This is a genomic window from Blastococcus sp. SYSU D00820 (assembly GCF_054050695.1).
This window is the reverse complement of sequence record NZ_JBJGZW010000001.1, coordinates 284,500-307,047: the sequence shown is the minus strand read 5'-3', so window position 1 is coordinate 307,047 and position 22,548 is coordinate 284,500. Positions and strand designations below refer to the sequence as shown.

Annotated in this window: 22 protein-coding genes; 7 read left to right on the top strand and 15 right to left on the bottom strand. The window is 75.1% G+C overall.

The features are described from left to right. Nucleotides 1–5: 5 nt before the first annotated feature. The gene (locus ACI79R_RS01410) at nt 6–1,205 is read left to right on the top strand and encodes a cysteine desulfurase-like protein (RefSeq protein ID WP_456571787.1); all 1,200 of its coding nucleotides are present in this window, start codon (nt 6–8) and stop codon (nt 1,203–1,205) included. On the opposite strand, the gene gdhA is transcribed toward ACI79R_RS01410, so the two are convergent. Further along, nucleotides 1,202–2,551, bottom strand: a complete 1,350-nt coding sequence (gene gdhA, locus ACI79R_RS01405; RefSeq protein WP_456571786.1) for an NADP-specific glutamate dehydrogenase — start codon at nt 2,549–2,551, stop codon at nt 1,202–1,204. The genes ACI79R_RS01410 and gdhA overlap by 4 nt on opposite strands. Nucleotides 2,552–2,622: 71 nt before the next feature. Further along, nucleotides 2,623–3,201: a gamma carbonic anhydrase family protein gene (locus ACI79R_RS01400; RefSeq protein ID WP_456571785.1), complete on the bottom strand. Its 579-nt coding sequence runs from the start codon at nt 3,199–3,201 to the stop codon at nt 2,623–2,625. A 106-nt stretch (nt 3,202–3,307) separates the two neighbouring features. Between ACI79R_RS01400 and ACI79R_RS01395 the strand changes: the two genes are divergently transcribed. Further along, nucleotides 3,308–4,333 (top strand): uroporphyrinogen decarboxylase family protein, encoded by a 1,026-nt coding sequence (locus tag ACI79R_RS01395; protein WP_456571784.1) that lies wholly within the window; start codon nt 3,308–3,310, stop codon nt 4,331–4,333. On the opposite strand, the gene ACI79R_RS01390 is transcribed toward ACI79R_RS01395, so the two are convergent. Together ACI79R_RS01390 and ACI79R_RS01385 are read right to left on the bottom strand one after the other, a co-directional pair. Beyond that, nucleotides 4,326–5,216: an NAD(P)H-hydrate dehydratase gene (locus ACI79R_RS01390; protein ID WP_456571783.1), complete on the bottom strand. Its 891-nt coding sequence runs from the start codon at nt 5,214–5,216 to the stop codon at nt 4,326–4,328. The two genes, ACI79R_RS01395 and ACI79R_RS01390, sit on opposite strands and share 8 nt — an antisense overlap. Beyond that, on the bottom strand, nt 5,197–5,922 hold the full coding sequence (locus tag ACI79R_RS01385) for a histidine phosphatase family protein (RefSeq protein ID WP_456571782.1): 726 nt from the start codon (nt 5,920–5,922) through the stop codon (nt 5,197–5,199). The genes ACI79R_RS01390 and ACI79R_RS01385 overlap by 20 nt, the downstream gene beginning before the upstream one ends. A gap of 62 nt (nt 5,923–5,984) precedes the next feature. Between ACI79R_RS01385 and ACI79R_RS01380 the strand changes: the two genes are divergently transcribed. Then, nucleotides 5,985–6,560 (top strand): YdeI/OmpD-associated family protein, encoded by a 576-nt coding sequence (locus ACI79R_RS01380; protein ID WP_456571781.1) that lies wholly within the window; start codon nt 5,985–5,987, stop codon nt 6,558–6,560. Nucleotides 6,561–6,582: 22 nt separating this feature from the next. Here ACI79R_RS01380 and ACI79R_RS01375 read toward each other — a convergent pair whose 3' ends face one another. From ACI79R_RS01375 to ACI79R_RS01355, 5 genes are all read right to left on the bottom strand, one after another. Then, on the bottom strand, nt 6,583–7,599 hold the full coding sequence (locus tag ACI79R_RS01375) for a C40 family peptidase (protein WP_456571780.1): 1,017 nt from the start codon (nt 7,597–7,599) through the stop codon (nt 6,583–6,585). A 211-nt stretch (nt 7,600–7,810) separates the two neighbouring features. Further along, nucleotides 7,811–8,272: a hypothetical protein gene (locus tag ACI79R_RS01370; RefSeq protein ID WP_456571779.1), complete on the bottom strand. Its 462-nt coding sequence runs from the start codon at nt 8,270–8,272 to the stop codon at nt 7,811–7,813. Between the two features lie 30 nt (nt 8,273–8,302). Continuing rightward, nucleotides 8,303–8,605: a hypothetical protein gene (locus tag ACI79R_RS01365; protein WP_456571778.1), complete on the bottom strand. Its 303-nt coding sequence runs from the start codon at nt 8,603–8,605 to the stop codon at nt 8,303–8,305. Nucleotides 8,606–8,774: 169 nt separating this feature from the next. Beyond that, on the bottom strand, nt 8,775–10,163 hold the full coding sequence (locus ACI79R_RS01360) for a metallopeptidase TldD-related protein (protein ID WP_456571777.1): 1,389 nt from the start codon (nt 10,161–10,163) through the stop codon (nt 8,775–8,777). After that, on the bottom strand, nt 10,160–11,674 hold the full coding sequence (locus ACI79R_RS01355; protein WP_456571776.1) for a TldD/PmbA family protein: 1,515 nt from the start codon (nt 11,672–11,674) through the stop codon (nt 10,160–10,162). The genes ACI79R_RS01360 and ACI79R_RS01355 overlap by 4 nt, the downstream gene beginning before the upstream one ends. A 43-nt stretch (nt 11,675–11,717) precedes the next feature. On the opposite strand from ACI79R_RS01355, the gene ACI79R_RS01350 reads away from it, so the two are divergent. Then, a complete protein-coding gene (locus tag ACI79R_RS01350) occupies nt 11,718–12,530 on the top strand; it encodes an MBL fold metallo-hydrolase (RefSeq protein ID WP_456571775.1) in 813 nt (270 codons plus the stop codon). 19 nt (nt 12,531–12,549) lie between these two features. On the opposite strand, the gene ACI79R_RS01345 is transcribed toward ACI79R_RS01350, so the two are convergent. Then, nucleotides 12,550–13,863 carry an amidohydrolase family protein gene (locus tag ACI79R_RS01345; protein ID WP_456571774.1) on the bottom strand — a complete coding sequence of 438 codons (1,314 nt, stop codon included), beginning with the start codon at nt 13,861–13,863 and terminating at the stop codon, nt 12,550–12,552. Nucleotides 13,864–13,942: 79 nt separating this feature from the next. Between ACI79R_RS01345 and ACI79R_RS01340 the strand changes: the two genes are divergently transcribed. Genes ACI79R_RS01340 through ACI79R_RS01330 form a run of 3 tightly spaced genes read left to right on the top strand, consistent with a single transcriptional unit; the run spans nt 13,943 to nt 15,923 of the window. Beyond that, nucleotides 13,943–14,635, top strand: a complete 693-nt coding sequence (locus ACI79R_RS01340; protein WP_456571773.1) for a DedA family protein — start codon at nt 13,943–13,945, stop codon at nt 14,633–14,635. Next, on the top strand, nt 14,632–15,303 hold the full coding sequence (locus ACI79R_RS01335) for an HAD family hydrolase (RefSeq protein WP_456571772.1): 672 nt from the start codon (nt 14,632–14,634) through the stop codon (nt 15,301–15,303). Before ACI79R_RS01340 ends, ACI79R_RS01335 begins: the two co-directional genes overlap by 4 nt. After that, nucleotides 15,300–15,923, top strand: a complete 624-nt coding sequence (locus tag ACI79R_RS01330) for an alpha/beta hydrolase family protein (RefSeq protein WP_456571771.1) — start codon at nt 15,300–15,302, stop codon at nt 15,921–15,923. Before ACI79R_RS01335 ends, ACI79R_RS01330 begins: the two co-directional genes overlap by 4 nt. A 6-nt stretch (nt 15,924–15,929) precedes the next feature. On the opposite strand, the gene ACI79R_RS01325 is transcribed toward ACI79R_RS01330, so the two are convergent. The 5 genes from ACI79R_RS01325 to ACI79R_RS01305 all read right to left on the bottom strand — a co-directional run bounded on the left by ACI79R_RS01325 (nt 15,930) and on the right by ACI79R_RS01305 (nt 22,497). Beyond that, nucleotides 15,930–17,129, bottom strand: coding sequence for an SRPBCC domain-containing protein (locus tag ACI79R_RS01325; protein ID WP_456571770.1), 1,200 nt, complete (start codon nt 17,127–17,129; stop codon nt 15,930–15,932). Nucleotides 17,130–17,226: 97 nt separating this feature from the next. After that, nucleotides 17,227–18,084 (bottom strand): FAD binding domain-containing protein, encoded by an 858-nt coding sequence (locus tag ACI79R_RS01320; protein WP_456571769.1) that lies wholly within the window; start codon nt 18,082–18,084, stop codon nt 17,227–17,229. Further along, nucleotides 18,081–20,567: a xanthine dehydrogenase family protein molybdopterin-binding subunit gene (locus ACI79R_RS01315; protein WP_456571768.1), complete on the bottom strand. Its 2,487-nt coding sequence runs from the start codon at nt 20,565–20,567 to the stop codon at nt 18,081–18,083. Before ACI79R_RS01315 ends, ACI79R_RS01320 begins: the two co-directional genes overlap by 4 nt. Beyond that, nucleotides 20,564–21,058: a (2Fe-2S)-binding protein gene (locus ACI79R_RS01310; protein WP_456571767.1), complete on the bottom strand. Its 495-nt coding sequence runs from the start codon at nt 21,056–21,058 to the stop codon at nt 20,564–20,566. The genes ACI79R_RS01315 and ACI79R_RS01310 overlap by 4 nt, the downstream gene beginning before the upstream one ends. 236 nt (nt 21,059–21,294) lie before the next feature. Beyond that, nucleotides 21,295–22,497, bottom strand: coding sequence for an MFS transporter (locus ACI79R_RS01305; RefSeq protein ID WP_456571766.1), 1,203 nt, complete (start codon nt 22,495–22,497; stop codon nt 21,295–21,297). Nucleotides 22,498–22,548 lie beyond the last annotated feature (51 nt).

Sequence of the window (22,548 nt, the reverse complement as noted above, 5' to 3'; positions counted from 1 at the left end):
GAGCCGTGGGTCTCGACGTCGCCGCGCTGCGCGCCTGCTTCCCGTCGCTGGCCAGCGGCACCGCCCACTTCGACGGCCCCGGCGGCACCCAGGTGCCCGAGGCGGTGGGCCGCGCGGTGGCCGCGGCGCTCACGGCACCGGTCGCCAACCGCGGCTCGGTCACGGCCGCGGAGCGCTTCGCCGACGCCACCGTCGTGGCGGCGCGCGCGGCGATGGCCGACCTGCTGGCCGCCGACCCTGCGGGCGTGGTGTTCGGGCGCAGCGCCACGGCGCTCGCCTTCGACCTGGCCCGGACGCTGGCCGCGGACTGGGGGCCCGGCGACGAGGTGGTGGTCACCCGCCTGGACCACGACGCCAACATCCGGCCGTGGGTGCTGGCCGCCGAGGCGGCGGGGGCCACCGTGCGCTGGGCGGCCTTCGACCCGGCCACCGCGGAGCTGACCGCCGACGACGTCGCCGCGGTGCTCTCCGAGCGCACCCGGCTGGTCGCGGTGACCGGGGCGTCGAACCTGCTGGGCACCCGCCCGCCGGTCCGCGCGATCGCCGACCTGGTGCACGCGGCCGGCGCGCTGCTGGTCGTGGACGGCGTGCACCTCACCGCGCACGCGCCGGTCGACGTCGCGGCGCTCGGCGCGGACCTCTACCTGTGCTCGCCGTACAAGTTCCTCGGCCCGCACTGCGGCGTCCTGGCCGCCGACCCCGCGCTGCTGGCCACCCTGCGGCCGGCCAAGCTGCTGCCGTCGACCGACGCCGTGCCCGAGCGCTTCGAGCTCGGCACGCTGCCGTACGAGCTGATGGCCGGCACGACGGCGGCGGTCGACTTCCTCGCCGGACTGGGCGGTGCGGGCACCCGCCGGGAACGGCTGGTCGCGGCCATGGGCGCGGTCGAGCAGCACGAGGACGGCCTCCGCGAGCGGCTGGAGGCGGAGCTGGCCGAGCTGCCCGGCGTCCGGCTGTGGTCGCGGGCGGCGCGGCGCACCCCGACGCTGCTGCTGACCTTCGACGGGCGGGACGCCGCCGACGCCTACGCCTTCCTCGCCGGCCGGGGCGTCAACGCCCCGGCCGGCTCCTTCTACGCCCTCGAGGCCAGCCGGTGGCTCGGCCTGGGCGACACCGGCGGCCTGCGGGTCGGCCTGGCCCCCTACACCGACGACGACGACGTCGACCGGCTGCTCGCCGGCCTGCGGGAGTGGCTCGCGGGCTAGATCAGCCCGTGCGCGTGCACCGCCTCGGCGACCTGCAGGAACCCGGCCACGTTGGCGCCGAGCACCAGGTCGCCCGGGGTGCCGTACTCCTCGGCGGTCTCGTGGCAGCGGGTGTGGATGTCGCGCATGATCTCGGCCAGCCGGGCCTCGCTGTGCTCGAAGGTCCAGCGGTCGCGCGAGGCGTTCTGCTGCATCTCCAGCGCGGAGGTGGCCACGCCACCGGCGTTGGCCGCCTTGCCCGGGGCGAAGGCGACGCCGGCCTCCCGCAGCACCTTCACCGCCGAGGGCGTCGTGGGCATGTTCGCCCCCTCGACGACGTACCGGCAGCCATTGCGGGCGAGGACGGCGGCGGCGTCGGCGTCCAGCTCGTTCTGGGTGGCCGAGGGGATGGCGACCTCGCACGGCACGTCCCACACGCTGCCGCCGGGCACGAACGTCGCGGAGTCGCGGCGCTCGGCGTAGGCGTCGATCCGGGCCCGCTCGACCTCCTTGACCTGCTTGAGCAGCTCGAGGTCGATGCCCTTCTCGTCCACGATGACGCCGCTGGAGTCGGAGCAGGCGACGACGGTGCCGCCGAGCTGGTGCACCTTCTCGATGCCGTAGATCGCCACGTTGCCCGAGCCGCTGACCACGACCCGCTTGCCGTCGAAGCCGTCGCCGCGGACGTCCATCATCGCCTCGGCGAAGAACGCCGCCCCGTAGCCGGTCGCCTCGGTGCGCACCAGGGCGCCGCCCCAGCCCAGGCCCTTGCCGGTGAGGACGCCGGACTCGTAGCGGTTGGTGATCCGCTTGTACTGGCCGAACAGGTAGCCGATCTCGCGGGCGCCGACGCCGATGTCACCGGCGGGCACGTCGGTGTACTCGCCGAGGTGGCGGTAGAGCTCGGTCATGAACGACTGGCAGAAGCGCATGACCTCGGCGTCCGACCGGCCCTTGGGGTCGAAGTCCGAGCCGCCCTTGCCGCCGCCGATCGGCATGCCGGTCAGCGCGTTCTTGAAGATCTGCTCGAAGCCCAGGAACTTGACGATGCCCAGGTTCACCGAGGGGTGGAAGCGCAGGCCGCCCTTGTACGGGCCGAGCGCGGAGTTGAACTCCACGCGGAAGCCGCGGTTGATCTGCACCTCGCCGCGGTCGTCCTGCCACGGCACCCGGAAGATGATCTGCCGCTCGGGCTCGCAGATCCGCTCGACGGTCTTCATCTCGGTGTACTCGCTGTGCCGGTCGAGCACGACGGCCAGCGACTCCAGCACCTCCCGGACCGCCTGGTGGAACTCGGTCTCGCCCGGATTGCGCCGGAGCACCTCGTCGTAGATGCCCTGCACCGTCGCAGGTACCTGGTCGGCCACGTCTGCCCCTCGGATCACGGATGTTCCACGGGAAACGTACGGGACGTGCGGACCGGCGCCGGCCGCACGGGTCAGTCGAGCCCGTCGTCCGGCACGTGGCCGGACGGCGGCAGCGGCCGCCGCACCACCGGCCGCACCCGCCGGGCGCTGGGGATCCGCTCGTAGTAGCTGGCCGCGTTGCCGCGGATGTGCAGCAGGTCGTCGTCGGTGGCCTCGCGGACCACCCGCGCCGGGACGCCGGCGATCACCGAGCGCGGCGGGAAGGCCTTGCCCTGGGTGACCACCGCGCCGGCGGCCACGATCGACCCGGAGCCGATGTGCGCGCCGTTCATGACGATGCAGCCCATGCCGAGCAGCACGTCGTCGTCGATCGTCGCGCCGTGCAGGACGACGCGGTGGCCGACGGTGACGCCGCGGCCGACGACCAGCGGGGAGCCGGGGTCGGAGTGCAGGGTGCACCCGTCCTGCACGTTGGAGTCCGCGCCGATGAGGATGGTCTCGGTGTCGGCGCGGGCGACCGCGCCGTACCAGATGCTCGACCGCGCGCCCATCGTCACCGCACCCACGACCACCGCCGTGGGGGCGACGAACGCCTCCTCGTCGATGACCGGTGCGCCGAACTCCAGCTCCGCGATGTAGTTGTCCGCCACGGCCCCACCCCAGCACAGCGGTGCCGGGGCCGCACCCCTCGGGCAGACTCGGCGCGGGCACCGCCGTCCGGAGGCGCCCGCAACCGCCTCACCGGGAGGAACGCCGATGCCCGCGCTGCCCACCTCGATCGTCGGGAGCCTCCCCCAGCCGGGCTGGCTGATCGACCGCGACCGGCTGGCCCACCAGTTCCCGCCGCGGGTGCGGGCCCGGGAGCTGTGGCGGGTCCCCGAGGAGCTGCTGGCCGAGGCGCAGGACGACGCGACGCTGCTGGCCATCCGGTCGCAGGAGGAGGCGGGGCTGGACATCCTCACCGACGGGGAGATCCGCCGGGAGTCCTACTCCAACCACTTCGCCACCGCGCTGGAGGGCATCGACCTGGACCGGCCGGGCACCGTGCTCAACCGGTCGGGCAAGGAGATCCCGGTGCCGCGGGTGGTCGGCGACCTCGCCCGCCGCGGCCCGATCCAGGCCGCCGACGTCCGCTTCCTGCGGGCGCACACCGACCGGACGGTGAAGATCACCGTGCCCGGGCCGTTCACGATGGCCCAGCAGTCGCAGGACGACCACTACGGCGACGACCGCGCGCTGGCGCTGGCCTACGCCGACGTCGTCCGCGAGGAGATCGCCGACCTGTTCGCCGCCGGCGCCGACATCGTGCAGATCGACGAGCCGTGGCTGCAGGCCCGGCCGGAGGTCGCCCGGCGGTACGGCGCGGAGGCGGTCACGCGGGCGGTCGAGGGCGCGCCCGGTCCGGTGCACCTGCACCTGTGCTTCGGCTACGCCGCGATGGTCGCCGAGCGGCCCGAGGGCTACTCGTTCCTGCCGGAGCTGGCCGACACCCCGGTCGACACCGTCTCGGTGGAGACCGCGCAGTCGCACCTGGACCCGGCCCAGCTGCGGCCGCTGCGCGGCAAGGGCATCGCGCTCGGCGTCCTGGACCTGTCCACGCCGGAGGTGGAGACGCCGGAGGTGGTGGCCGACCGGGTGCGGCGGGCACTGGACGACGTCGACGTCGAGCGGCTCGTGCTCACCAGCGACTGCGGGCTGAAGTACCTCCCCCGCGACTCCGCCGCCGGCAAGATGCGGTCGCTGGCGAGGGCGGCGGAGCTCCTCCGCGCCGAGCTCAGATAGCGATCTCGTCGATCACCGCCGGCACCTGAGCGGGCAGCTCCCGCGCCAGGAAGCCCAGCCGGCCGGTGGTCGCGGCCAGCCGCTCGCCCGCGCGGCCGTGCAGGTGCGATCCCCAGACGGCGGCCTGCACCGGCTCGGCCCCGCGGGCGAGCAGGCCGGCGACGACGCCGGCGCGCACGTCCCCCGAACCGGAGACGCCCAGCCCGGCACCGCCGCTCTCGTCGCGCCACAGCCGGCCGTCGGGTGCGGCGACCCACGAGGTCGCGCCGCCCAGGCCGACCGCGGCGTTGGCCCGGGCGGCCAGCTCCGCGGTCGCGGCGGCCGGGTCCTGCTCGAGCTCGTCCTCGTCCACGTGCAGCGCGATGGCCAGCTCCGTGGGGTTGGGGGTGAGCACCACGCGGGCCTCGAGGTGGCCGAGGCAGCGCGGATCGGCGGTGACGCTGGCCAGGCCGAGCGCGTCGAGGGCGACCGGGCCGCGCAGGTGCGGCAGCAGCCGGTCGCCGAAGCCCTGGGTCGCCTCGACGTCCTGCATGCCCGGGCCGATGAGGACGGCGTCGGCCGACTGCGCGAGCTCGCGGACGGTGTCGGCCGCGTCGGCGCGGATCGCCCCCGAATCGCTCTCCGGCAGGGCCTGCACCAGGGCCTCGGGCAGCGCCATGGCGGCGAACGGGGCGACCGACTCCGCCGTCGCCACCTGCAGCTTGCCCGCGCCGGCGCGCAGCGCGGCCTCGGCGGCCAGCAGCACGGCGCCCAGGGTCTGGCTGCTCCCGCCGATGACGAGGATCGAGCCGCGGGCGTTCTTGCCGCCGGTCGGTTCGGGCAGCGCCCACTCCCGCAGGACGTGCGGGGTGACCAGGGTGGTCTCAGGACCGTTCGGCGGCATGGGGCTCCTCGGTGACGTGCTCGTCCGCTGCGGCCAGGTGGTCCACGGCGTTGAAGGCGACCAGGCGCAGCGCGCCCTCCCCGGCCTCGTACCGGGTGACGGAGGTGTTGGCGACCCGCTCGCGGCGGTCGATCGCGAGCACCTCCTGCTCGGTGAGCTCCTCCAGCACGTACCGGAAGACCATGACGACGGCCTGGTGGGCCACCAGCAGCAGGCGCTCCCCGTCGTGCCGGAGCGCCTCGGTGGCCAGCAGCGACCGCACCCGCAGCGCGACGTCGGCCCAGCTCTCCCCGCCCGGGGGCCGGTAGAAGAACTTGCCCAGGAGGTCGCGCCGGCGGGCCTCGTCGGGGTACTGCTCGCGGATGCCGGCGCCGGTCATGCCGTCGAAGGCGCCGAGGTCGCGCTCGCGCAGCCGCTCGTCGGTGCGCACCGGCAGCCCGAGCGGCCCGGCCGCCAGGCGCGCCGTCGTCAGCGCCCGCTCGTAGGGCGAGCTGAGCACCGCGGTCGGCCGCTCGGCGGCCGGCAGCGCGGCCAGCCAGCGCCCTAGGGCCGTGGCCTGATCACGGCCGGTGTCGGACAGCGGGACGTCGGGGTCACGGACGTCGAGGTCGAGCCGGCCGGCGCCCTGCGCCTGGGCCTGCGCGTCGGCGAGGTTTCCGGTGCTCTCGCCGTGCCGCACCACCCAGAGGGCGCTCGGCCCGGGCATCCGCTGTCGTCCCACCCGGCGGGCCGTAGCCCCGGGGGTGGCCGGTGAAACAAGATGACCCGGTGGCCCTCCCCACCGACCTGCCGGTCCGCGCCTTCCCCGACCAGGCCGCCTTCGAGGCGTGGCTGGAGGCCGAGCACGCCACCGCGCCGGGCCTGTACGTGCAGCTGGCCAAGAAGGGCTCCGGGATCCCGTCGCTGACCCACGCGGAGATGGTCGAGTCGCTGCTGTGCTTCGGCTGGATCGACGGGCGCTCCAACCGGCTGGACGACGACTGGTACCTGATGCGGGTCACCCCGCGCCGGCCGCGCAGCGTGTGGTCGCAGAAGAACGTCGAGGCCGTCGCCGAGCTGACCGCCGCCGGCCGGATGCGGCCGGCGGGGCTCGCCCAGGTGGAGGCGGCGCGGGCCGACGGCCGCTGGGACCGCGCCTACGCCGGGCCGGCCACCATCACGGTGCCCGACGACCTCGCGGCGGCACTGGCCGCCGAGCCGGCCGCGCAGGCGGCGTTCACCGCCCTCGGCGCCACCGACCGCTACTCGGTCCTGTGGCAGGTGCACACCGCCGCGACGCCGGCTACCCGCGCCCGGCGGATCGCCACGTGGGTGCAGAAGCTGGCCGCGGGCGGCCGGCCCTGAGGACGGGCCCCGCAGGGGCCGCTCAGAGGAGGCGGCGCGCCCCGGCGTAGCCGCGCATGTCCACGGTGGTCACCGCGACCGGCTGCCCGAAGGTGCGGGCGTGGACCATCATCCCGTTGCCGATGTAGATGCCCACGTGGCTGACCGGCGAGTAGAAGTACACGATGTCGCCGGGCTGGAGCTCGCCCCGCGAGACCGGGGTGCCCATCTGCGACTGCGCGCGGCTGGAGTGCGGCAGCGCCACCCCGACGGCGGCGTAGGCGTAGGAGGTCAGCCCCGAGCAGTCGAAGCCGTTGGGCCCGGAGGCGCCCCACACGTAGGGGTCGCCGACCTGGCTGAGCGCGGCCTGCACGACGGCGCCGGCCGCCTCCGACGGGGCCATGGCGCTGACCGCGGCGGCCGACGGCGGCGGGAGGGTGGGGCCGGCCAGGGTGGTCGTGACGACCGCCCGCTCCTCGGCGGACAGCCGCTCGAAGTCGGCCTCGTACTCGTCGACGCGCGCCTGCACCTCGGCCTGCTGCTGCTGGAGCTCGGCCAGCGCCGACTCGGCCTGGGCCGCGGCCTGCTGGGCCTGCGCCTCGGCGGCCTCGGCAGCCTCCTGCGCGGCCGACACCGCGGCGAGGACGCCGTCGGTGTGGGTGGCGATGAGGTCCAGCGTGGTCATCTGCTGGACCAGGTCGTCGGCCGAGTCGCTGGTGAGGAAGGCGGCCACCCGGGAGGTGGAGACGCCGGTGTAGCCGCTCTGCGCGATCGCCCGCAGCTGCGGCTCGAACCGGGCGACCTCCGCGCGGGCGGCGTCGGCGGCCGCGACGGCGGCCTGGGCCTGCTCCTGCAGCTGGGCGACGGTGAGCTCAGCGGCGTGCACCTGCTCGTCGAGCTGGGTGAGCTCCTGCCCGGCCTGGGCGACGAGCGCCGCGGCCTCGTCGGCGCTGGTGGGCGTGGCCTGCGCGGCCGAGGGCGCGAGTACGACGGCGACGGCAGCGGAGACCGCCAGCGCGGCACCGGCCCATCGGCGCTTGGTCGTCGTCCTGCGCTGCATCGGAAGGTCCCCTCGGTCCCCGCGCCCCCGCCCGGGGAAGGGGCGGCGTCCTGCGCGTCGGTACGGACCGTAAGGAGGACATGTCGACCCGGTAGCGACGGCGCGCGGAGGGGACCGGCACCGGTCGACCTCGCCTGTCACACGCGTCCCAAGAGGTGGCGGGCGTCGCAGCCGTGCACCGGTCCTGTCGGTGGCCGCAGGTAGGGGCTGGTCAGCGACGGCGGTCGGGCGCGAGCGGCACCAGCAGGTCGGCGACCGCGCCGGTGGCGAAGGAGTACAGGGCCTTGCCGCCCACGTCGACCACCTGGTCGCGGCGGGACCAGGTCCACGGCGGCGAGCCGACGCCGGTGGCGTTCTCCAGCGTCTGGTCGACGGCCAGACGGACCGAGGTGTGCCAGGCCGAGGCGCGCCAGCCGCGCAGCCCGCTGGCCGACCAGACGCCGCGCAGCGCACCGACGAGGGCGCCGGTGCCCCAGTGCATGAGGTGGTTGCGCACCGGCGGGCGGGCCCGTTCGGGCAGCCGCCGGCCGGTGGTGAGGGCGGTCAGCGTGCGGCCCGGCACGTAGGAGTCGGGCCGGTGGGTGACCTGCTGCTCGAGCTTCTCCCCGAGCGTCATCACCGCGGTGCCGGCCAGGCCGGCGAGGGCACCCCGCAGGGCAGCGCGTCCGAGCATGCGGAGGCGCTACCCGCTGGGGGCCTGCGGTCAACCCGCGAGGGGCTCCTGGGCGTCGAGCCCGGACAGCATCGCGAAGTCACGGAGGACGGCGGCCAGCTCGTCGGCGGTCCACGGCTCGCAGCAGTCGCAGCCGCCGTCGCGGTAGCTCACCAGGCCGAGGCGGCCCGCGGCCTGGTCCTCGTCGATGGCCAGGTGGCCGGCCGAGGGGTGGCGGTGGCAGGCACAGGCCGACGCGCAGAGGCCCAGGCCCCAGCCCGAGACGACGACGGTGCGCCCGTCGTCCCAGACCTGGCCCAGCTGGAAGACCGACGGCTTCTGAGTCCTGCTCATGGGAGGCTCCCCTCGACAGCCCCCGCCGAGAGGGCCCGCGTGCTCGTGGCGAGAAAAATAACCGCCGAGAGTGTTTGGCACGCGGACCCCTGCGGTACTGGAAGAGGTTTCACGTCTCCGAAACACCACGCGTCCATCGCGTACCGCGGTGCTGCGCCGACGCGGGGGGTCAGCTCGCGGGGCTGACGCTGCTCATGTTGAAGTCGGGAACCCGCACCGCCGGCATCGCCGCCCGCGTGAACCAGTCGTTCCACTCGCGCGGCAGGGTGCGCTCGGTGCGCCCGGCCTGCGTGATGCGGGACAGCAGGTCGACCGGGGACTCGTTGAACCGGAAGTTGTTCACCGCACCGGTGACCTCCCCGCCCTCCACCAGGAAGACCCCGTCGCGGGTGAGACCGGTGAGCAGCAGCGTCTGCGGATCGACCTCGCGGATGTACCAGAGCGTGGTCAGCAGCAGGCCGCGGTCGGTGGCGGCGACCATCTCGTCCTGCGTGGCGGTGGCCTCGGGCGCCTCGAGCACGAGGTTGTCGACGGCGGCCACGGCCGGCGCGGTCGTGCGCAGCGCCCAGGCCCGCGGGCGGATCAGGTTGGTCAGGACGCCGTCCCGGATCCAGTCGACCGCGGGGGTGGCCATGCCGTTGTCGAAGACCGACGCCGCGCCGGAGGAGCCGCCGACCGCCTGGAACGGCGCGCACTCCAGGCCGGGCTCGGCCGGGTCGCTGCGCAGGGTGAGCGGCAGGGCGGCCAGCCGGTCGCCGATCCGGTTGCCGCCGCCGGCGCGGGCGTAGACGTTGCGCCCCTCGTCGGCGTCGCGCGCCTCCATCGTCCAGTAGGCGTAGATCATCAGGTCGCTGACCGCCGAGGGCGGCAGCAGCGTCTCGTAGCGGCCCGCGGGCAGGTCGACCCGCCGCCGGGACCAGCCGAGCTTGCGCTCGACCTCGCCGGCGAGGTCGGCCACCGAGACGTCGGTGAAGTCGCGGGTGCCCACCCCGGCCCACACCGAGCGGCTGAAGTCGGTGCTCTTGCCGTTGAGCTCCACCCGGCCGGTCGGCTGGTCGTGGCGCAGCCGCAGCCCGGTCGAGGTGCCGAGGTAGGTGGTGGCCATGGCGTGCTCGGCGTACCCGAACAGCAGCTCGCCGCGGTCACGGGCGGCGCCGAAGGCCTCCCCGAGGGCCGGGGCGAAGTCGGTGAACACGCCGATCGAGGTCTCGGCCGGCTCGGCGTCCCAGGGGCCGGCGCCCGGCGGCACGTCGCCGAGCAGCGGGACGGCGTCCTCGGCGGGGCCGGCGTCGCGCGCGGCCTGCTCGCTGGCCGCGACCAGCTCGGCGATGTCGGGCGTGCCCGACCGCGCGACCGTGCCGGCCGCCATGCCGGCGCCGCCGTCGACGAAGGAGACGACGACCACCTGCCGCGACCGCATCGACCCGTTGGTGGTCAGGCTGTTGTTCGCCCAGCGGAGGTTGGCCTCCGAGCTGTCGACGACGTAGGTGACCTGGCCGTCGGCGGTGGAGGCCGACAGCGCCTTCTCGACGACCTCCTGCGCGGTGTACTGGGTCATCGCCCGCCCTCCTGCACCGTGTTGAGGATCGCGACGTCCTCGAAGACCGCCGTCGGGCAGCCGTGGCTGACCGGCGCCACCTGGCCCGGCTGCGCCTTGCCGCAGTTGAACGCCCCGCCGAGTGCGTAGGTCTGCGGCCCGCCGATCGCGCGCATCGAGCCCCAGAAGTCCGTGGTCGTCGCCTGGTAGGCGACGTCGCGCAGCTGGCCGGCCAGCCGGCCGCCCTCGATCCGGTAGAAGCGCTGGCCGGTGAACTGGAAGTTGTAGCGCTGCATGTCGATCGACCAGCTCTTGTCGCCGACCACGTAGATGCCGCGGTCCACGCCGGCGATCAGCTCCTCCGTCGAGGGGCCGCCCTCGGCCGGCTGCAGCGAGACGTTGGCCATGCGCTGCACCGGCACGTGCCGCGGGGAGTCGGCGAACGCGCAGCCGTTGGAGCGGGGCAGCCCGCGCAGCCGGGCCATGTTGCGGTCGACCTGGTAGCCGACCAGCACGCCGTCGCGGACGATGTCCCACTGCTGGGCGGCCACCCCCTCGTCGTCCCAGCCGACCGAGGCCAGCCCGTGCTCGGCGGTGCGGTCGCCGGTGACGTGCATGAGCGACGAGCCGTACTGCAGGGTGCCGAGCTTGTCGACGGTGGCGAACGAGGTGCCGGCGTAGGCGGCCTCGTAGCCCAGCGCGCGGTCGAGCTCGGTGGCGTGGCCGACCGACTCGTGGATGGTGAGCCACAGGTTCGAGGGGTCGACGACGAGGTCGTAGCGGCCGGCCTCCACCGACGGCGCCTTGGTCTTCTCCCGGAGCAGCTCCGGGAGCTCGGCCAGCTCGCCGTCCCAGTCCCAGGAGCCGCCGGTGAGGTACTCCCAGCCGCGGCCGGCCGGTGGGGCCAGCGTGCGCATGCTCTCGAACGCGCCCGTGGCGCGGTCGACGGTGAGCGCGGTGAAGACCGGGTGGATCCGCACCCGCTGCTGCCGGGTGCGGGTGCCGGCGGTGTCGGCGTAGTACTTCTGCTCCTTGACCGCGGTGCAGCCGCTCTGCACGTGCTCGACGCCGTCGGCGGCCAGCAGCCGCTCGGACAGCTCGGTGAGCAGGCCGGTCTTCTCCGCGTCGGGCACGGTGAACGGGTCGACGTCGTGCGCCGAGACCCACACCGCGTCCTCGTACACCGGCTCGGGGGCCAGCTCGACCCGGTCGCTGTTCACCGCGGCCGACACCTTCGCGACCGCGACCGCCTCCTCGGCCAGCCGGACCGCCTCGGCGGCGGTGAGGACGACGCCCGCCGCGAAGCCCCAGGTGCCCTCGTGCACCACGCGGACGGCCAGGCCGAGGTCCTCCCCGTCGGCCAGCGACTCCAGCCGGGCGTCGCGCAGGCTGATCGACTGGGTGCGGATCCGCTCCACGCGCAGGTCGGCGTGCTCGCAGCCGAGGTCGAGCGCGCGGGTGAGCGCGGCGTCGGTCAGTGCCGCGAGCGGGAGGGCGAGGAAGGACGCGTCGACGTCGCGGGGTCCGGCCACGGCCCCTGTCTACCAGCCACGGACGACGGGTAACGCCCCGCGCATGGCCGCCGTCCCCCCTGCCTCCGCCGACGTCACGATGACCTTCGGCGGCAACGCCACCACGCTGCTGCGGATCGGCGGGTTCACCCTGCTCACCGATCCCAACTTCCTGCGCCGCGGGCAGCGCGCCTACCTCGGCAAGGGGCTGTGGACCAAGCGGCTGACCGACCCCGCGCTGGTGGCGCCGCAGCTTCCGCGGCTGGACGCCGTCCTGCTGTCCCACCTGCACGGTGACCACTGGGACCGGGTCACCTACCGCACGCTCGACCGCGCCACGCCGGTGATCACCACGCAGGAGGCGGCGCAGCGGCTCAACCAGCGGGGCTTCGCCGAGACCTCGGACCTGCGGCCCTGGCAGGTGCACGAGCTGACCGCGGGCGAGGAGACGCTGCGGATCACCGCCGTCCCCGGCGTGCACGGGCCCGGCCCGCTGGCCACGGTGCTGCCGCCGGTCATGGGCAGCGTGCTGGAGCTGGTGCGCGGCGGCGCGGTGAGCTGGCGCGGCTACATCAGCGGCGACACGCTGTTCCGGCCGTTCCTGGCCGAGGTGCTGGAGCGCTGCGGGCCGCTGGACGTGCTGATCCCCCACCTCGGCGGCACCAAGGCGCTCGGCGTCACCGTGACGATGGACGGCCGCCAGGGCGCCGACCTCGTCGAGCTGCTGAAGCCGGGGATCACCGTGCCCATCCACTACGACGACTACGACCGGTTCGCCAGCCCGCTGGGCGACTTCGTCCGCGAGGTGGCGCAGCGGCGGGCGCCCGGGCAGCTGCGCACCGTCGTGCGCGGGGAGACGATCAGCCTCCGCCCGTGAGTGGAGTGGGAGGGGCGCACTATCCGCGCCGTGGCACTCCACTGAGGCGGGCGGCGCGCTTGGCGACCTCGGCCCGCAGCGCCCCGGCGTCCACGGTGGTGACGACGCCGTCGGCCACCACCTGCCGGCCGCCCACCCAGGTGTCGCGCACCAGCCGCGAGGCGCCCGACCAGACCAGGTGGGTCAGCACGTCGGCCGGGTCGCCGACCGGCTCGAAGGCGAGGTCCCGGGTGTCGACGTGCACCAGGTCGGCACGGCGGCCCACCGCCAGCTGACCGAGGTCGGGGCGGCCGATCGCGTCGGCGGCGGCACCGGTGGCCAGCCACAGCGCCTCCGCGGCCGTCAAGGCGGTGGCCGAGGACTCGCGCAGCCGGGCCAGGGACGCCGCGAGCCGGGCGTCGGCCAGCAGGTCCAGGCCGTCGTTGGACGCCGGGCCGTCGGTGCCCAGCCCCACCCGGATGCCGCGGTCGAGCATGTCCCGCAGCCGGGCGATGCCGCTGGCGAGCTTGGCGTTGCTGGCCGGGCAGTGCGCGACGGCGACGTCGTACTCGCGCCACAGCTCCAGGTCGCCGTCATCCATGTGCACGCAGTGCGCGGCCAGCACCCGCCCGCCGAGCACGTCGTGGGAGGCCAGCAGCGCCGGCACCGACAGCCCGTGCGCGGCCAGCAGGTCCGCGCCCTCGGTGGCGGTCTCGGCGACGTGCAGGTGCAGCAGCAGCCCGTGCTCGCGGGCCACCTCCGCCGCGTCGCGCAGCAGGGGCAGCGGCACCGTGTAGGCCGCGTGCGGGCCCAGGCCGTACTCGACGCTGCCGTCGGCCGGCGCCCGGCCGGCGAGGTCGACCGCGGCGTCGAGCTGCTCGCGCAGCGGCGGCATGCCCGGCAGCGGCAGCAGCGGGGTGGCGATCACCGCGCGGGCGCCGGTGGCGCCGACGGCCGCGGCGATCCGCTCCGGGGAGAAGTACATCTCGACGCTGGTGGTCACGCCGTTGCGCAGCAGCTCCGCCGACGCGGCGGTCATCGCCACCTCGACGTCCTCGGCGGTCAGCCGGGCCTCGCGCGGCCACATGACCTCGGCCAGCCAGCGGTCCAGCGGCAGCCCCTCGCCCTGGCCGCGGAACAGCACCATCGGCGCGTGCGAGTGGGCGTTGACCAGCCCCGGCATCAGCACGCCGGGGACGGCGACGGTCTCGGCGTCCGCCGCGGGCTCCGGGGCGTCGGCCGCCGCCCCCACCCAGGTGATCTCCCCGCCGGCGACGTCGACGACGCCGTCCGGGACGACGGTGCCCGCCCGGTCCCCCACGACGACGAACCGGGCGGTGAAGCGCTGGTGCATGGCGGCACGCTAGCCCCAGGCGCCCCGCGCGTTCCGGCGGCGCGCAGCCGGTGGGGTGGCGCCGCCTACCGTGGAGGGCATGGATTTCCTCGCCGCCGCATCCGACGAGGGTGGGATCACCGGCTGGCTGCTCGAGCTGGTGCAGTCCCTCGGACCGCTGGGCGTCGGCTTCAGCATCCTGCTGGAGACGGTCATCCCGCCGATCCCGAGCGAGGCCGTGCTCGGCCTGGCCGGCGTCCTCATCCGCCAGGGCGAGATGAACGCGGTGGCGGTCATCGCCTTCGCCACCCTGGGCTCGATCCTCGGGGCGATCTTCTTCTACTACATCGGCCGGGCGCTGGGCCCGCGCCGGTCGCACGCCTTCCTCGACCGGCTCCCGCTGGTGGAGACCGAGGACGTCGACAAGACCTTCGCCTGGTTCGAGCGGCACGGCCGCTCGGCGGTCTTCTTCGGCCGCATGGTGCCGATCGTCCGCAGCTTCATCTCCGTGCCGGCCGGCGTCGTGCGCATGCCGTTCCTGCAGTTCGTCCTGTACTCCGCCGCCGGCAGCCTCATCTGGAACACCGTGCTGGTGAGCCTGGGCGTCTGGGCCGGCGACTTCATCGAGAACAACCTCAAGTACGTCGACTACGCCGTCGTCGCCGTGGTCGCCCTCGGGCTCGGCTACCTGGTCTACAAGCGCGCCAAGGACGTCCGCCGGCACCGGCGGGCGCGCACCACCGCGGACCGGACGGGACCCTCGGGCGAGGAGACGGACCGCCCGGCAGCATGACGGGGGTGAGCTCCCGCCCCGAGGTGGTCGCGTTCGACGTCAACGAGACCCTGCTGGACCTCGGTCCGCTGCGGGCCGCGCTGGTCGAGCTCGGCGAGCCCGAGCACCTGCTGCCGGCCGTCTTCGGCCGCACCCTGCTGACCGGCTTCGCCGCCACGGCCGCCGGCACCTGGTGCCGGTTCCGCGACGCCTTCGACGCCGCGCTCGCCCAGGTCACCGACCTCTCCCCCGTCGACCGCGCCCGGGTGGCCGACGGCTTCCTCGACCTGGTGCCGCACCCGGACGTCGAGCCGGCGCTGCGCCGGCTGCGCGAGGCCGGCATCCGGGTGGTCACGCTGTCCCACGGGTCGCCCGGTGTCGCCGAGGCCGGCCTGGAGCGCGGGGGCATCGCGGCGCTGGTGGAGCGGACGCTGACCAGCGAGTCGATCCGCGCCTGGAAGCCGGCCCGCGAGGTCTACCTCTGGGCCGCCGGCGTCTGCGACGTCGCCCCGGCGCGCATGGCGCTGGTCGCCTCGCACGGCTGGGACGTGCACGGCGCGCTGCGCGCGGGCCTCCGCGGCGCCTGGTTCCCGCGCAGCGAGCGCACCTACCCCGCCGTCTACGACCCCGCGGCGATCGTCGCCCCCGACCTGGCCGGCGCCGTCGACGCGCTGCTGGCGCTGCCGTGACCGCTCCCGTCGAGGTGGACACCCCGCTGGGCCCGGCGCGGGTGCACACCGACGAGCAGACCGCCGACCCCGCCGGCACTCTCGTCCTCGGCCACGGCGCCGGGGGCGGGGTCGAGTCGCCGGACCTGGTCGCGGTGAGCGCGCTGGCCGCCCAGGCCGGCTGGCGGGTGCTGCGGGTCGAGCAGCCGTGGAAGGTGGCCGGCAAGCGGATCGCACCGGCACCGGCGCGGCTGGACGTCGCTTGGTGCGCCGTCCTCGACGCGCTCCGGGACGACGGCCGGCTGACCGGCCGGCTCGTGCTGGCCGGCCGCAGCGCCGGAGCGCGCGTGGCCTGCCGGACGGCGGTCGCGCAGGGCGCCGACGGCGTCCTCGCGCTGGCCTTCCCGCTGCACCCGCCCGGCCGGCCCGAGAAGAGCCGCGCGCACGAGGTGACCGGCGCCGGCGTCCCCCTCGTGGTGGTGCAGGGGGAGACCGACGCCTTCGGGACGCCGCACGAGGTCGCCGCCGTGCTGCAGGGGCAGGCGGGCGCCTCGGTCTACGCCGTCCCCGGCGACCACGCGCTCACGGCCAACGTGGACGTGGTCGCCGCGGCCGCCGTCTCCTGGCTGCTCGAGCTCTGACCGGCCTCAGCGGCGGCGCCGCCGCCGGACGACCAGCGTCACCAGCAGGAGGAGGGCGGTGACCCCGGCGGCCGGCCCGGCGTAGCGGGCCAGCGCCGCGCCCCCGGCCACCTCGAGCAGGTCGATCGGCTCGGGCTCGGCCTGCGGGCGGGGCGCCTGCTTCGGCGCGGTGGCCGGGCTGCTCTTGGCCGGACCGCCGGTGGCCGGGCGGGCCGGCGGCGCGGTCGGGCCGGACGGCGGGGTGCTGGGCCGGGGCGGGGCGCTGGTGGTGGGCGCACCCGGCACGCGGTCGGCGAGCGTGGCGTCGGCCGGGGGAGTGTCGGCCGGCGGGGTGTCGGCGGCCGGCGCGGCGTCGGCCTCGACCGGGGCAGTGTCGGTCGCGGCGGGCGCGGTGTCGGTGGCCGCGGGGGCCGACGTCGAGGGGGCGCCCGGCATGCGGTCGGCGAGCGTGGCGTCGGCCGGGGGAGTGTCGGCCGGGGGCGTGTCGGCCGGCGGGGTGTCCGCGGCGGCCGCGGCGGCCTTCTTGGCCGGGGCCTTCTTCGCGGGGGTGCTCTTCCCGGCCGACGACCCTGCCGACGTCGTGGCGTTGCTGGCCGCCGCGGCGGTCTTCTTGGCCGCGGCGCCGGCCTTGCGGGCGGTCTCGGCCACGGCGTTGTCCCCCGGGGTCTGCTCGACCGACGCGGCGATCTCCTCGGCCGCGCCGGTCACCGTGCCGGCGACCTTCGCGGCGGCGCTCGCCCGCTCGGCGTCGCCCTGCTCGTCGCCCTCGCCGAGCTGGGCGGCGAGCTTGTCGGCGAACTGGCCGAGCAGCTTGTTGCCGACGTCGGTCATGACGCCCCGCCCGAACTGGGCCGGCCGGCCGGTGATGTTCAGGTCGGTGAGCACGTCGACGCGGGTGACCGAGCCCTCCGCGGCCAGGGTCGCGGTGATCGTGGCGGCCGCGGTGCCGTTGCCGCGCTGGTCCTTGCCGCGGGCGTCGATGACCGCGCGGTGGGCCGCCTCGTCCTTCTCCACGAACGAGGCCTTGCCCTGGTAGGTGAGGTTGATCGGGCCGAGCTTGACCTTCACCCGGCCGGTGAAGTCGTCACCGCTGACCGAGTCCAGCGCCGCCCCGGGCATGCAGGGTGCGATCCGCTCGATGTCCAGCAGCACCCGCCAGGCCTCGTCGACGGGCACAGGGACGGTGAACGAGTTCTCCAACTGCACGGTGCGACCTCCTGGCGGTGGAACGGCTCGGCCGGTCCGCCCCTCGGAGGGGGCGGGCCGGCCGATCCGGTGGTGCGGAGTCCGGGGTGTCCCGACGTTACAGTCCGGCGGCGGCCGTCACCGCGCGGCGAGTCAGCACCTGGGCCAGGTGCTGGCGGTAGTCGGCCTGGGCGTTCAGGTCGCTGCTCGGGCTGGTGCCCTCGGCAGCCGACCGGGCGGCCGCGGCGATCGCCTCGGCGCTGGCCTCGGCACCGGCGAGGGCCGCCTCGGCGGCCCGGGCCCGCAGCGGGGTCGGGCCCATGTTGGTCAGCCCGATCCTCGCCTCGGCGATGTGCCCGTCCTCCCGCCGGACCGCGGCGGCGACCGCCACGATCGACCAGGCCTGCGCCACGCGGTTGAACTTCTCGTACCGCATCCCCCAGCTGCCCTCGAGCTTCGGGATGCGCACCTCGACGAGGAGCTCACCCTCCTCCAGCGCGGTGGTGAGGTAGTCGACGAAGAACTCCGACGCCGGCACCGTCCGCCGCCCGCCGGGGCCGGCGAGCACAAACTGCGCGTCCAGCGCCAGGGCCACCGCCGGCAGGTCGCCGGCCGGGTCGGCGTGCACCAGCGCCCCGCCGAAGGTGCCGCGGTGGCGCACCTGCCGGTCGGCCACGGTCTCGGTGGCCTCGGCGACCAGCCGGGCGTACTGGTTCACCAGCGGGTCCTTGACGACGTCGGCGTGGGTGGTCATGGCGCCGATGACGATCGCGTCGCCGTCGTCCCGGACGCCGCGCAGCTCGGCGATCCGGTTCAGGTCGACGACGGTCTCCGGTGCGGCCAGCCGCAGCCGCATGACCGGGATCAGCGACTGCCCGCCGGCGAGGACCTTGACGTCCTCGCCGCCCTCGGCCATCGCCTGCAGCGCCTCGTCGACCGTCGTCGGTCGGACGTAGGCGAACGGAGCGGGGATCACAGCTCTCCTCCCTGCGACGGAGCCGACGTGCCGGGCGCCTCGGCCGAGTCGACGGCCTGGGCGTTGGTGCGTGCGGGCGCGCGGTCGCCGCCGTCGCCCTGGCCGTTGACCGCCCGCCACACGCGTTCGGGCGTCAGCGGCATCCGGATGTCGGACACCCCCAGGTGCCGGACGGCGTCGAGGGCGGCGTTGACCACGGCCGGCGTGCTGGCGATGCAGCCGGCCTCCCCGACCCCCTTGGCGCCGATCGGGTTGCCCGGCGCCGCGTGCACGGTGTTGCCCGTGTCGAAGTGCGGCAGGTCGGCGGCCGACGGGAGCAGGTAGTCGACGAAGGTGCCGGTCGTCAGGTTGCCGTCGGCGTCGTAGACGGCCTCCTCGTAGAGGGCCTGCGCGATGCCCTGGGCCAGGCCGCCGTGCACCTGCCCCTCGACGATGAGCGGGTTGACGATCGTGCCGACGTCGTCCACGCAGGCGTACTTGCGGATCTTGACGAACCCGGTGTCGGTGTCGACCTCCATGGCGCAGATGTGCGTGCCGTGGGGGAAGGAGAAGTTCTCCGGGTCGTACGTGGCCTCGGCGTCGATCGACGGCTCGATGCCCTCCGGATAGTCGTGCGCGGCGAAGATCGCCAGGGCGATCTCCTGGATGCCCAGGCCCGTGCCCGGCGTCCCCCGGACGGAGAACTTCCCGCCGGAGAACTCCAGGTCGTCCTCGCTGGCCTCCAGCAGGTGGGCGGCGATCTTCCGTGCCTTGGCGATCACCTTGTCCGCCGCCTTGACCACCGCCGAGCCGCCGACCACCAGGGAGCGGGAGCCGTAGGTGTCCAGCCCGCGGGAGGAGATGGCGGTGTCGCCGTGCAGCACCTCGACGTCCTCGAACGGCACCCCGAGGCTGTCGGCGACCAGCTGGCTCCAGGCCGTCTCGTGGCCCTGGCCGTGCGGCGTGGAGCCGGTGACGACCTCGACCTTGCCGGTGGGCAGCATCCGGATGGAGGCGTGCTCCCAGCCGCCGGCACCGAAGGACAGCGAGCCGAGCACCCGGGAGGGGGCCAGGCCGCACATCTCGGTGAAGGTGGAGAAGCCGATGCCCAGCTGGACCGGGTCACCGGACTCCCGCCGGCGGCGCTGCTCCTCGCGCAGCTCGTCGTAGCCGATGAGCTCGAGCGCCTTCTGCGTGGCGGTGTCGTAGTCGCCGCTGTCGTACTGGAGCCCGGCCACCGTGGTGAACGGGAACTCGTCGGCACCGATCCAGTTCTTCCGCCGCAGCTCCAGCGGGTCCATGCCGAGCTCGACGGCGAGCTCGTCCATGATCCGCTCGACGGCGAAGGTCGCCTCCGGCCGCCCGGCGCCGCGGTAGGCGTCGGTGGGCACCTTGTTGGTGAAGACGCCGTCGCACTCGAAGCGGTAGGCGGGGAACTTGTAGATGCCGGGGAACATGAACGCGCCCAGCGCCGGCACGCCCGGGGTGATCAGCCGCAGGTAGGCGCCCATGTCGGCGAGCAGCCGCACGCGCAGGCCCTTGACGTTGCCCTCCCGGTCGGCGGCGACGTCGATGTACTGGATCTGGTCGCGGCCGTGGTGCGCGGTCATCAGCGACTCGCTGCGGGTCTCGGTCCACTTGACCGGCTTGCCCAGCCGCCGGGCGACCAGGAGGCAGAGGATCTCCTCCGGGTTGACCTGCAGCTTGCCGCCGAAGCCGCCGCCGACGTCGGGGGCGATGACGCGCAGCTTGTGCTCGGGGATGCCGGTGACCATCGCCGCCATCACCCGAAGGATGTGCGGGATCTGGGTGGCCGACCACATCGTGTAGTTGTCGCCCTGCGGCTGGACGACGACCGAGCGCGGCTCCATGAACGCCGGGATCAGCCGCTGCTGGACGAACCGCCGGCTGACCACCACCTCGGCGTCGGCGAAGGCCTGCTCGGTGTCGGCACCGCTGCCGGCCTCGCCGGCGTCGAAGACGAAGTGGTAGCTGCGGTTGGACTCGGTGTGGCCGTGCACGAGGGTCGCGCCCTCGGCCACCGCCTCCTCCATGTCCAGCACCGGCGGCAGCACGTCGTAGTCGACGTCGACCAGCTCGACGGCGTCGGCCGCGGCCGCGCGGCTGCGGCCGACGATGACGGCCACCGCCTCGCCCACGTGGTTGACCTGGTCGACGGCGATCGACGGGTGGCCGGGGTTGACCATGTCGGGGGTGACCGGCCAGGCGCAGGGGATGGAGCCCTGCTCCTCGGCGAGGTCCTGGCCGGTGTAGACCGCGACGACGCCGGGCGCCTCGCGGGCGGCGCTGACGTCGACGTTGGTGATCCGGGCGTGCGCCACGGGGCTGCGGACGACGGAGACGTGGAGCATCCCCGGCAGGACCATGTTGTCGGTCCACGTCGTCCGGCCGGTGATGAGCCGGGCGTCCTCCTTGCGGCGCCGGGCCTGGCCGATCTCGCGGGCAGGCGCGTCGGCGGCCTGCGGCTCCTCGGTGACCGTCACTGCTGCGCTCCCGTCGTCTCGGCCTGACCGGACATCTCGCCGGCGGCCTGCTGCACCGCGCGGACGATGTTCTGGTAGCCGGTGCAGCGGCAGAGGTTGCCCTCGATGCCCTCGCGGATCTCGGTCTCGCTGGGGCTCGGGTTCTCCTTGAGCAGGTCGATCGAGGCCATGATCATCCCGGGCGTGCAGAACCCGCACTGCAGGCCGTGCATCTCGTGGAAGGCCTTCTGCACGGGGTGCAGCGCGCCGTCGCGGCCGACGCCCTCGATGGTCGTCACCTCGGCCTCGTCGGCCTGCACGGCGAAGACGGTGCACGACTTCACCGCCTCGCCGTCGAGGTGGACGGTGCAGGCGCCGCAGTTGCTGGTGTCGCAGCCGACGACGGTGCCGACCTTGCCCAGCGTCTCGCGCAGGTAGTGGACGAGCAGGGTCCGCGGCTCGACGTCGTCGGTGTACGCGACCCCGTCGACCCGCACGTTGATCCGCGTCACCGGGCCTCACGCTCCGCCGCCGGCCCGCGCCGGCCTCCGGAACTGCGTGCCCGTCCGAGCTCGGTCACTGGTGTCCTCCGCTCCGTTGCAGGGTCGATCCGCCCGGCACGCGGCCGGGCGTGCTGCGGAGTCTGTCAACGGGGCAGTGACTTAGGCCACGCTTAGCTGGGTCGGGCACGGCTGCGGTTCCGCGGATGCGGATCGCTCGTCGTCGTCGGGATCCGCTGTTGCGGAGGTCAGGCGCGCGTCGTCCCCGCGACCGCGCCGGCCCGCAACGTTGCAGCGCCGTTGCAGCCCCGCTGCTCGCGGCGGCGCACCAGCGCCGAGACCGCCAGCGTCGCCAGCCCGATGGCGGCCAGCACCGCTCCGGCGACCGCGGGCGCGGTGTAGCCGGCGCCGGCGGCGATCACCACGCCGCCGAGCCACGCCCCGAGCGCGTTGGCTGCGTTGAGCGCCGAGTGGTTGAGCGCCGCGCCCAGCATCTGCGCCTCGGCGGCGACCTCCATGAGCCGCATCTGCAGGCACACCACCAGCGCCGAGGCGGCGGCCGCGAGCACGAAGACGGCGGCGAAGAGGCCGACCGCGGTCTGCACGGCCGCCGGGAAGGCGGCCAGGAGCACGCCGAGGGCCACCATCGCGCCGACCAGCGAGCGGAACAGCGCGAGGTCGGCCAGCCGGCCGCCGAGCACGGTGCCGAGCACCCCGCCGACCCCGAAGGCCAGCAGCACCCACGGCACCACGCTGCGGCCCAGCCCGGTGACCTCGGTGGTCACCGGCGCGATGTAGCTGTAGACGGCGAACATGCCGCCGAAGCCGACCACGCCGACGAGCAGGGTGAGCAGCACCTGCGGACGGCGGAAGGCGCCGAGCTCGGTGGCCAGCGACGCCCCCGGCTGCGGCGGGGACGCCGGCACGACGACGGCGACCGCGGCCACGGTGAGCGCGGCGAGCACGACGACCGCCCAGTAGGCCGAGCGCCACCCGAGCGACTGCCCGAGCCAGGTGGCCGCGGGCACCCCGGCGACGTTGGCGATGGACAGCCCCAGCATCACCGAGCTGACCGCGCGGCCCCGCAGGTGGGCGGGCACGAGCGAGGCGGCGACCAGCGAGGCGACACCGAAGTAGGCGCCGTGCGGGAGGCCGGCGACGAACCGGGCCACCAGCAGGCTGCCCTGTCCCGGCGCCAGCGCGCTGGCGGCGTTGCCGACCAGGAAGGCCACCATCAGCGCCAGCAGCAGGAACCGGCGGGGCAGCCGCGCGCCCAGCGCCGCGATCACCGGCGCCCCGACGACGACACCGAGGGCGTAGGCGGAGATCACGTGCCCCGCGGAGGGGATGTCGACGTCCACGCCGCGGGCGATGTCGGGCAGCAGGCCCATGGTGACGAACTCGGTGGTGCCGATCGCGAACGCGCCGAGCGCCAGGGCGACGACCGCCACAACCACCCGCCGGGTGCTGGGGAGGGCGGGGGCGGCTGCGGGGGACGGAAC

What these genes read in the sequence shown, in the direction of transcription:
- ACI79R_RS01365 (WP_456571778.1), bottom strand. Translation starts at nt 8,605, where the DNA reads ATGAGCAGGACTCAGAAGCCGTCGGTCTTCCAGCTGGGCCAGGTCTGG.
- ACI79R_RS01370 (WP_456571779.1), bottom strand. Translation starts at nt 8,272, where the DNA reads ATGCTCGGACGCGCTGCCCTGCGGGGTGCCCTCGCCGGCCTGGCCGGC.
- ACI79R_RS01395 (WP_456571784.1), top strand. Translation starts at nt 3,308, where the DNA reads ATGCCCGCGCTGCCCACCTCGATCGTCGGGAGCCTCCCCCAGCCGGGC.
- ACI79R_RS01390 (WP_456571783.1), bottom strand. Translation starts at nt 5,216, where the DNA reads ATGCCGCCGAACGGTCCTGAGACCACCCTGGTCACCCCGCACGTCCTG.
- ACI79R_RS01360 (WP_456571777.1), bottom strand. Translation starts at nt 10,163, where the DNA reads ATGACCCAGTACACCGCGCAGGAGGTCGTCGAGAAGGCGCTGTCGGCC.
- ACI79R_RS01335 (WP_456571772.1), top strand. Translation starts at nt 14,632, where the DNA reads ATGACGGGGGTGAGCTCCCGCCCCGAGGTGGTCGCGTTCGACGTCAAC.
- ACI79R_RS01350 (WP_456571775.1), top strand. Translation starts at nt 11,718, where the DNA reads ATGGCCGCCGTCCCCCCTGCCTCCGCCGACGTCACGATGACCTTCGGC.
- ACI79R_RS01345 (WP_456571774.1), bottom strand. Translation starts at nt 13,863, where the DNA reads ATGCACCAGCGCTTCACCGCCCGGTTCGTCGTCGTGGGGGACCGGGCG.
- ACI79R_RS01340 (WP_456571773.1), top strand. Translation starts at nt 13,943, where the DNA reads ATGGATTTCCTCGCCGCCGCATCCGACGAGGGTGGGATCACCGGCTGG.
- ACI79R_RS01385 (WP_456571782.1), bottom strand. Translation starts at nt 5,922, where the DNA reads ATGCCCGGGCCGAGCGCCCTCTGGGTGGTGCGGCACGGCGAGAGCACC.
- ACI79R_RS01375 (WP_456571780.1), bottom strand. Translation starts at nt 7,599, where the DNA reads ATGCAGCGCAGGACGACGACCAAGCGCCGATGGGCCGGTGCCGCGCTG.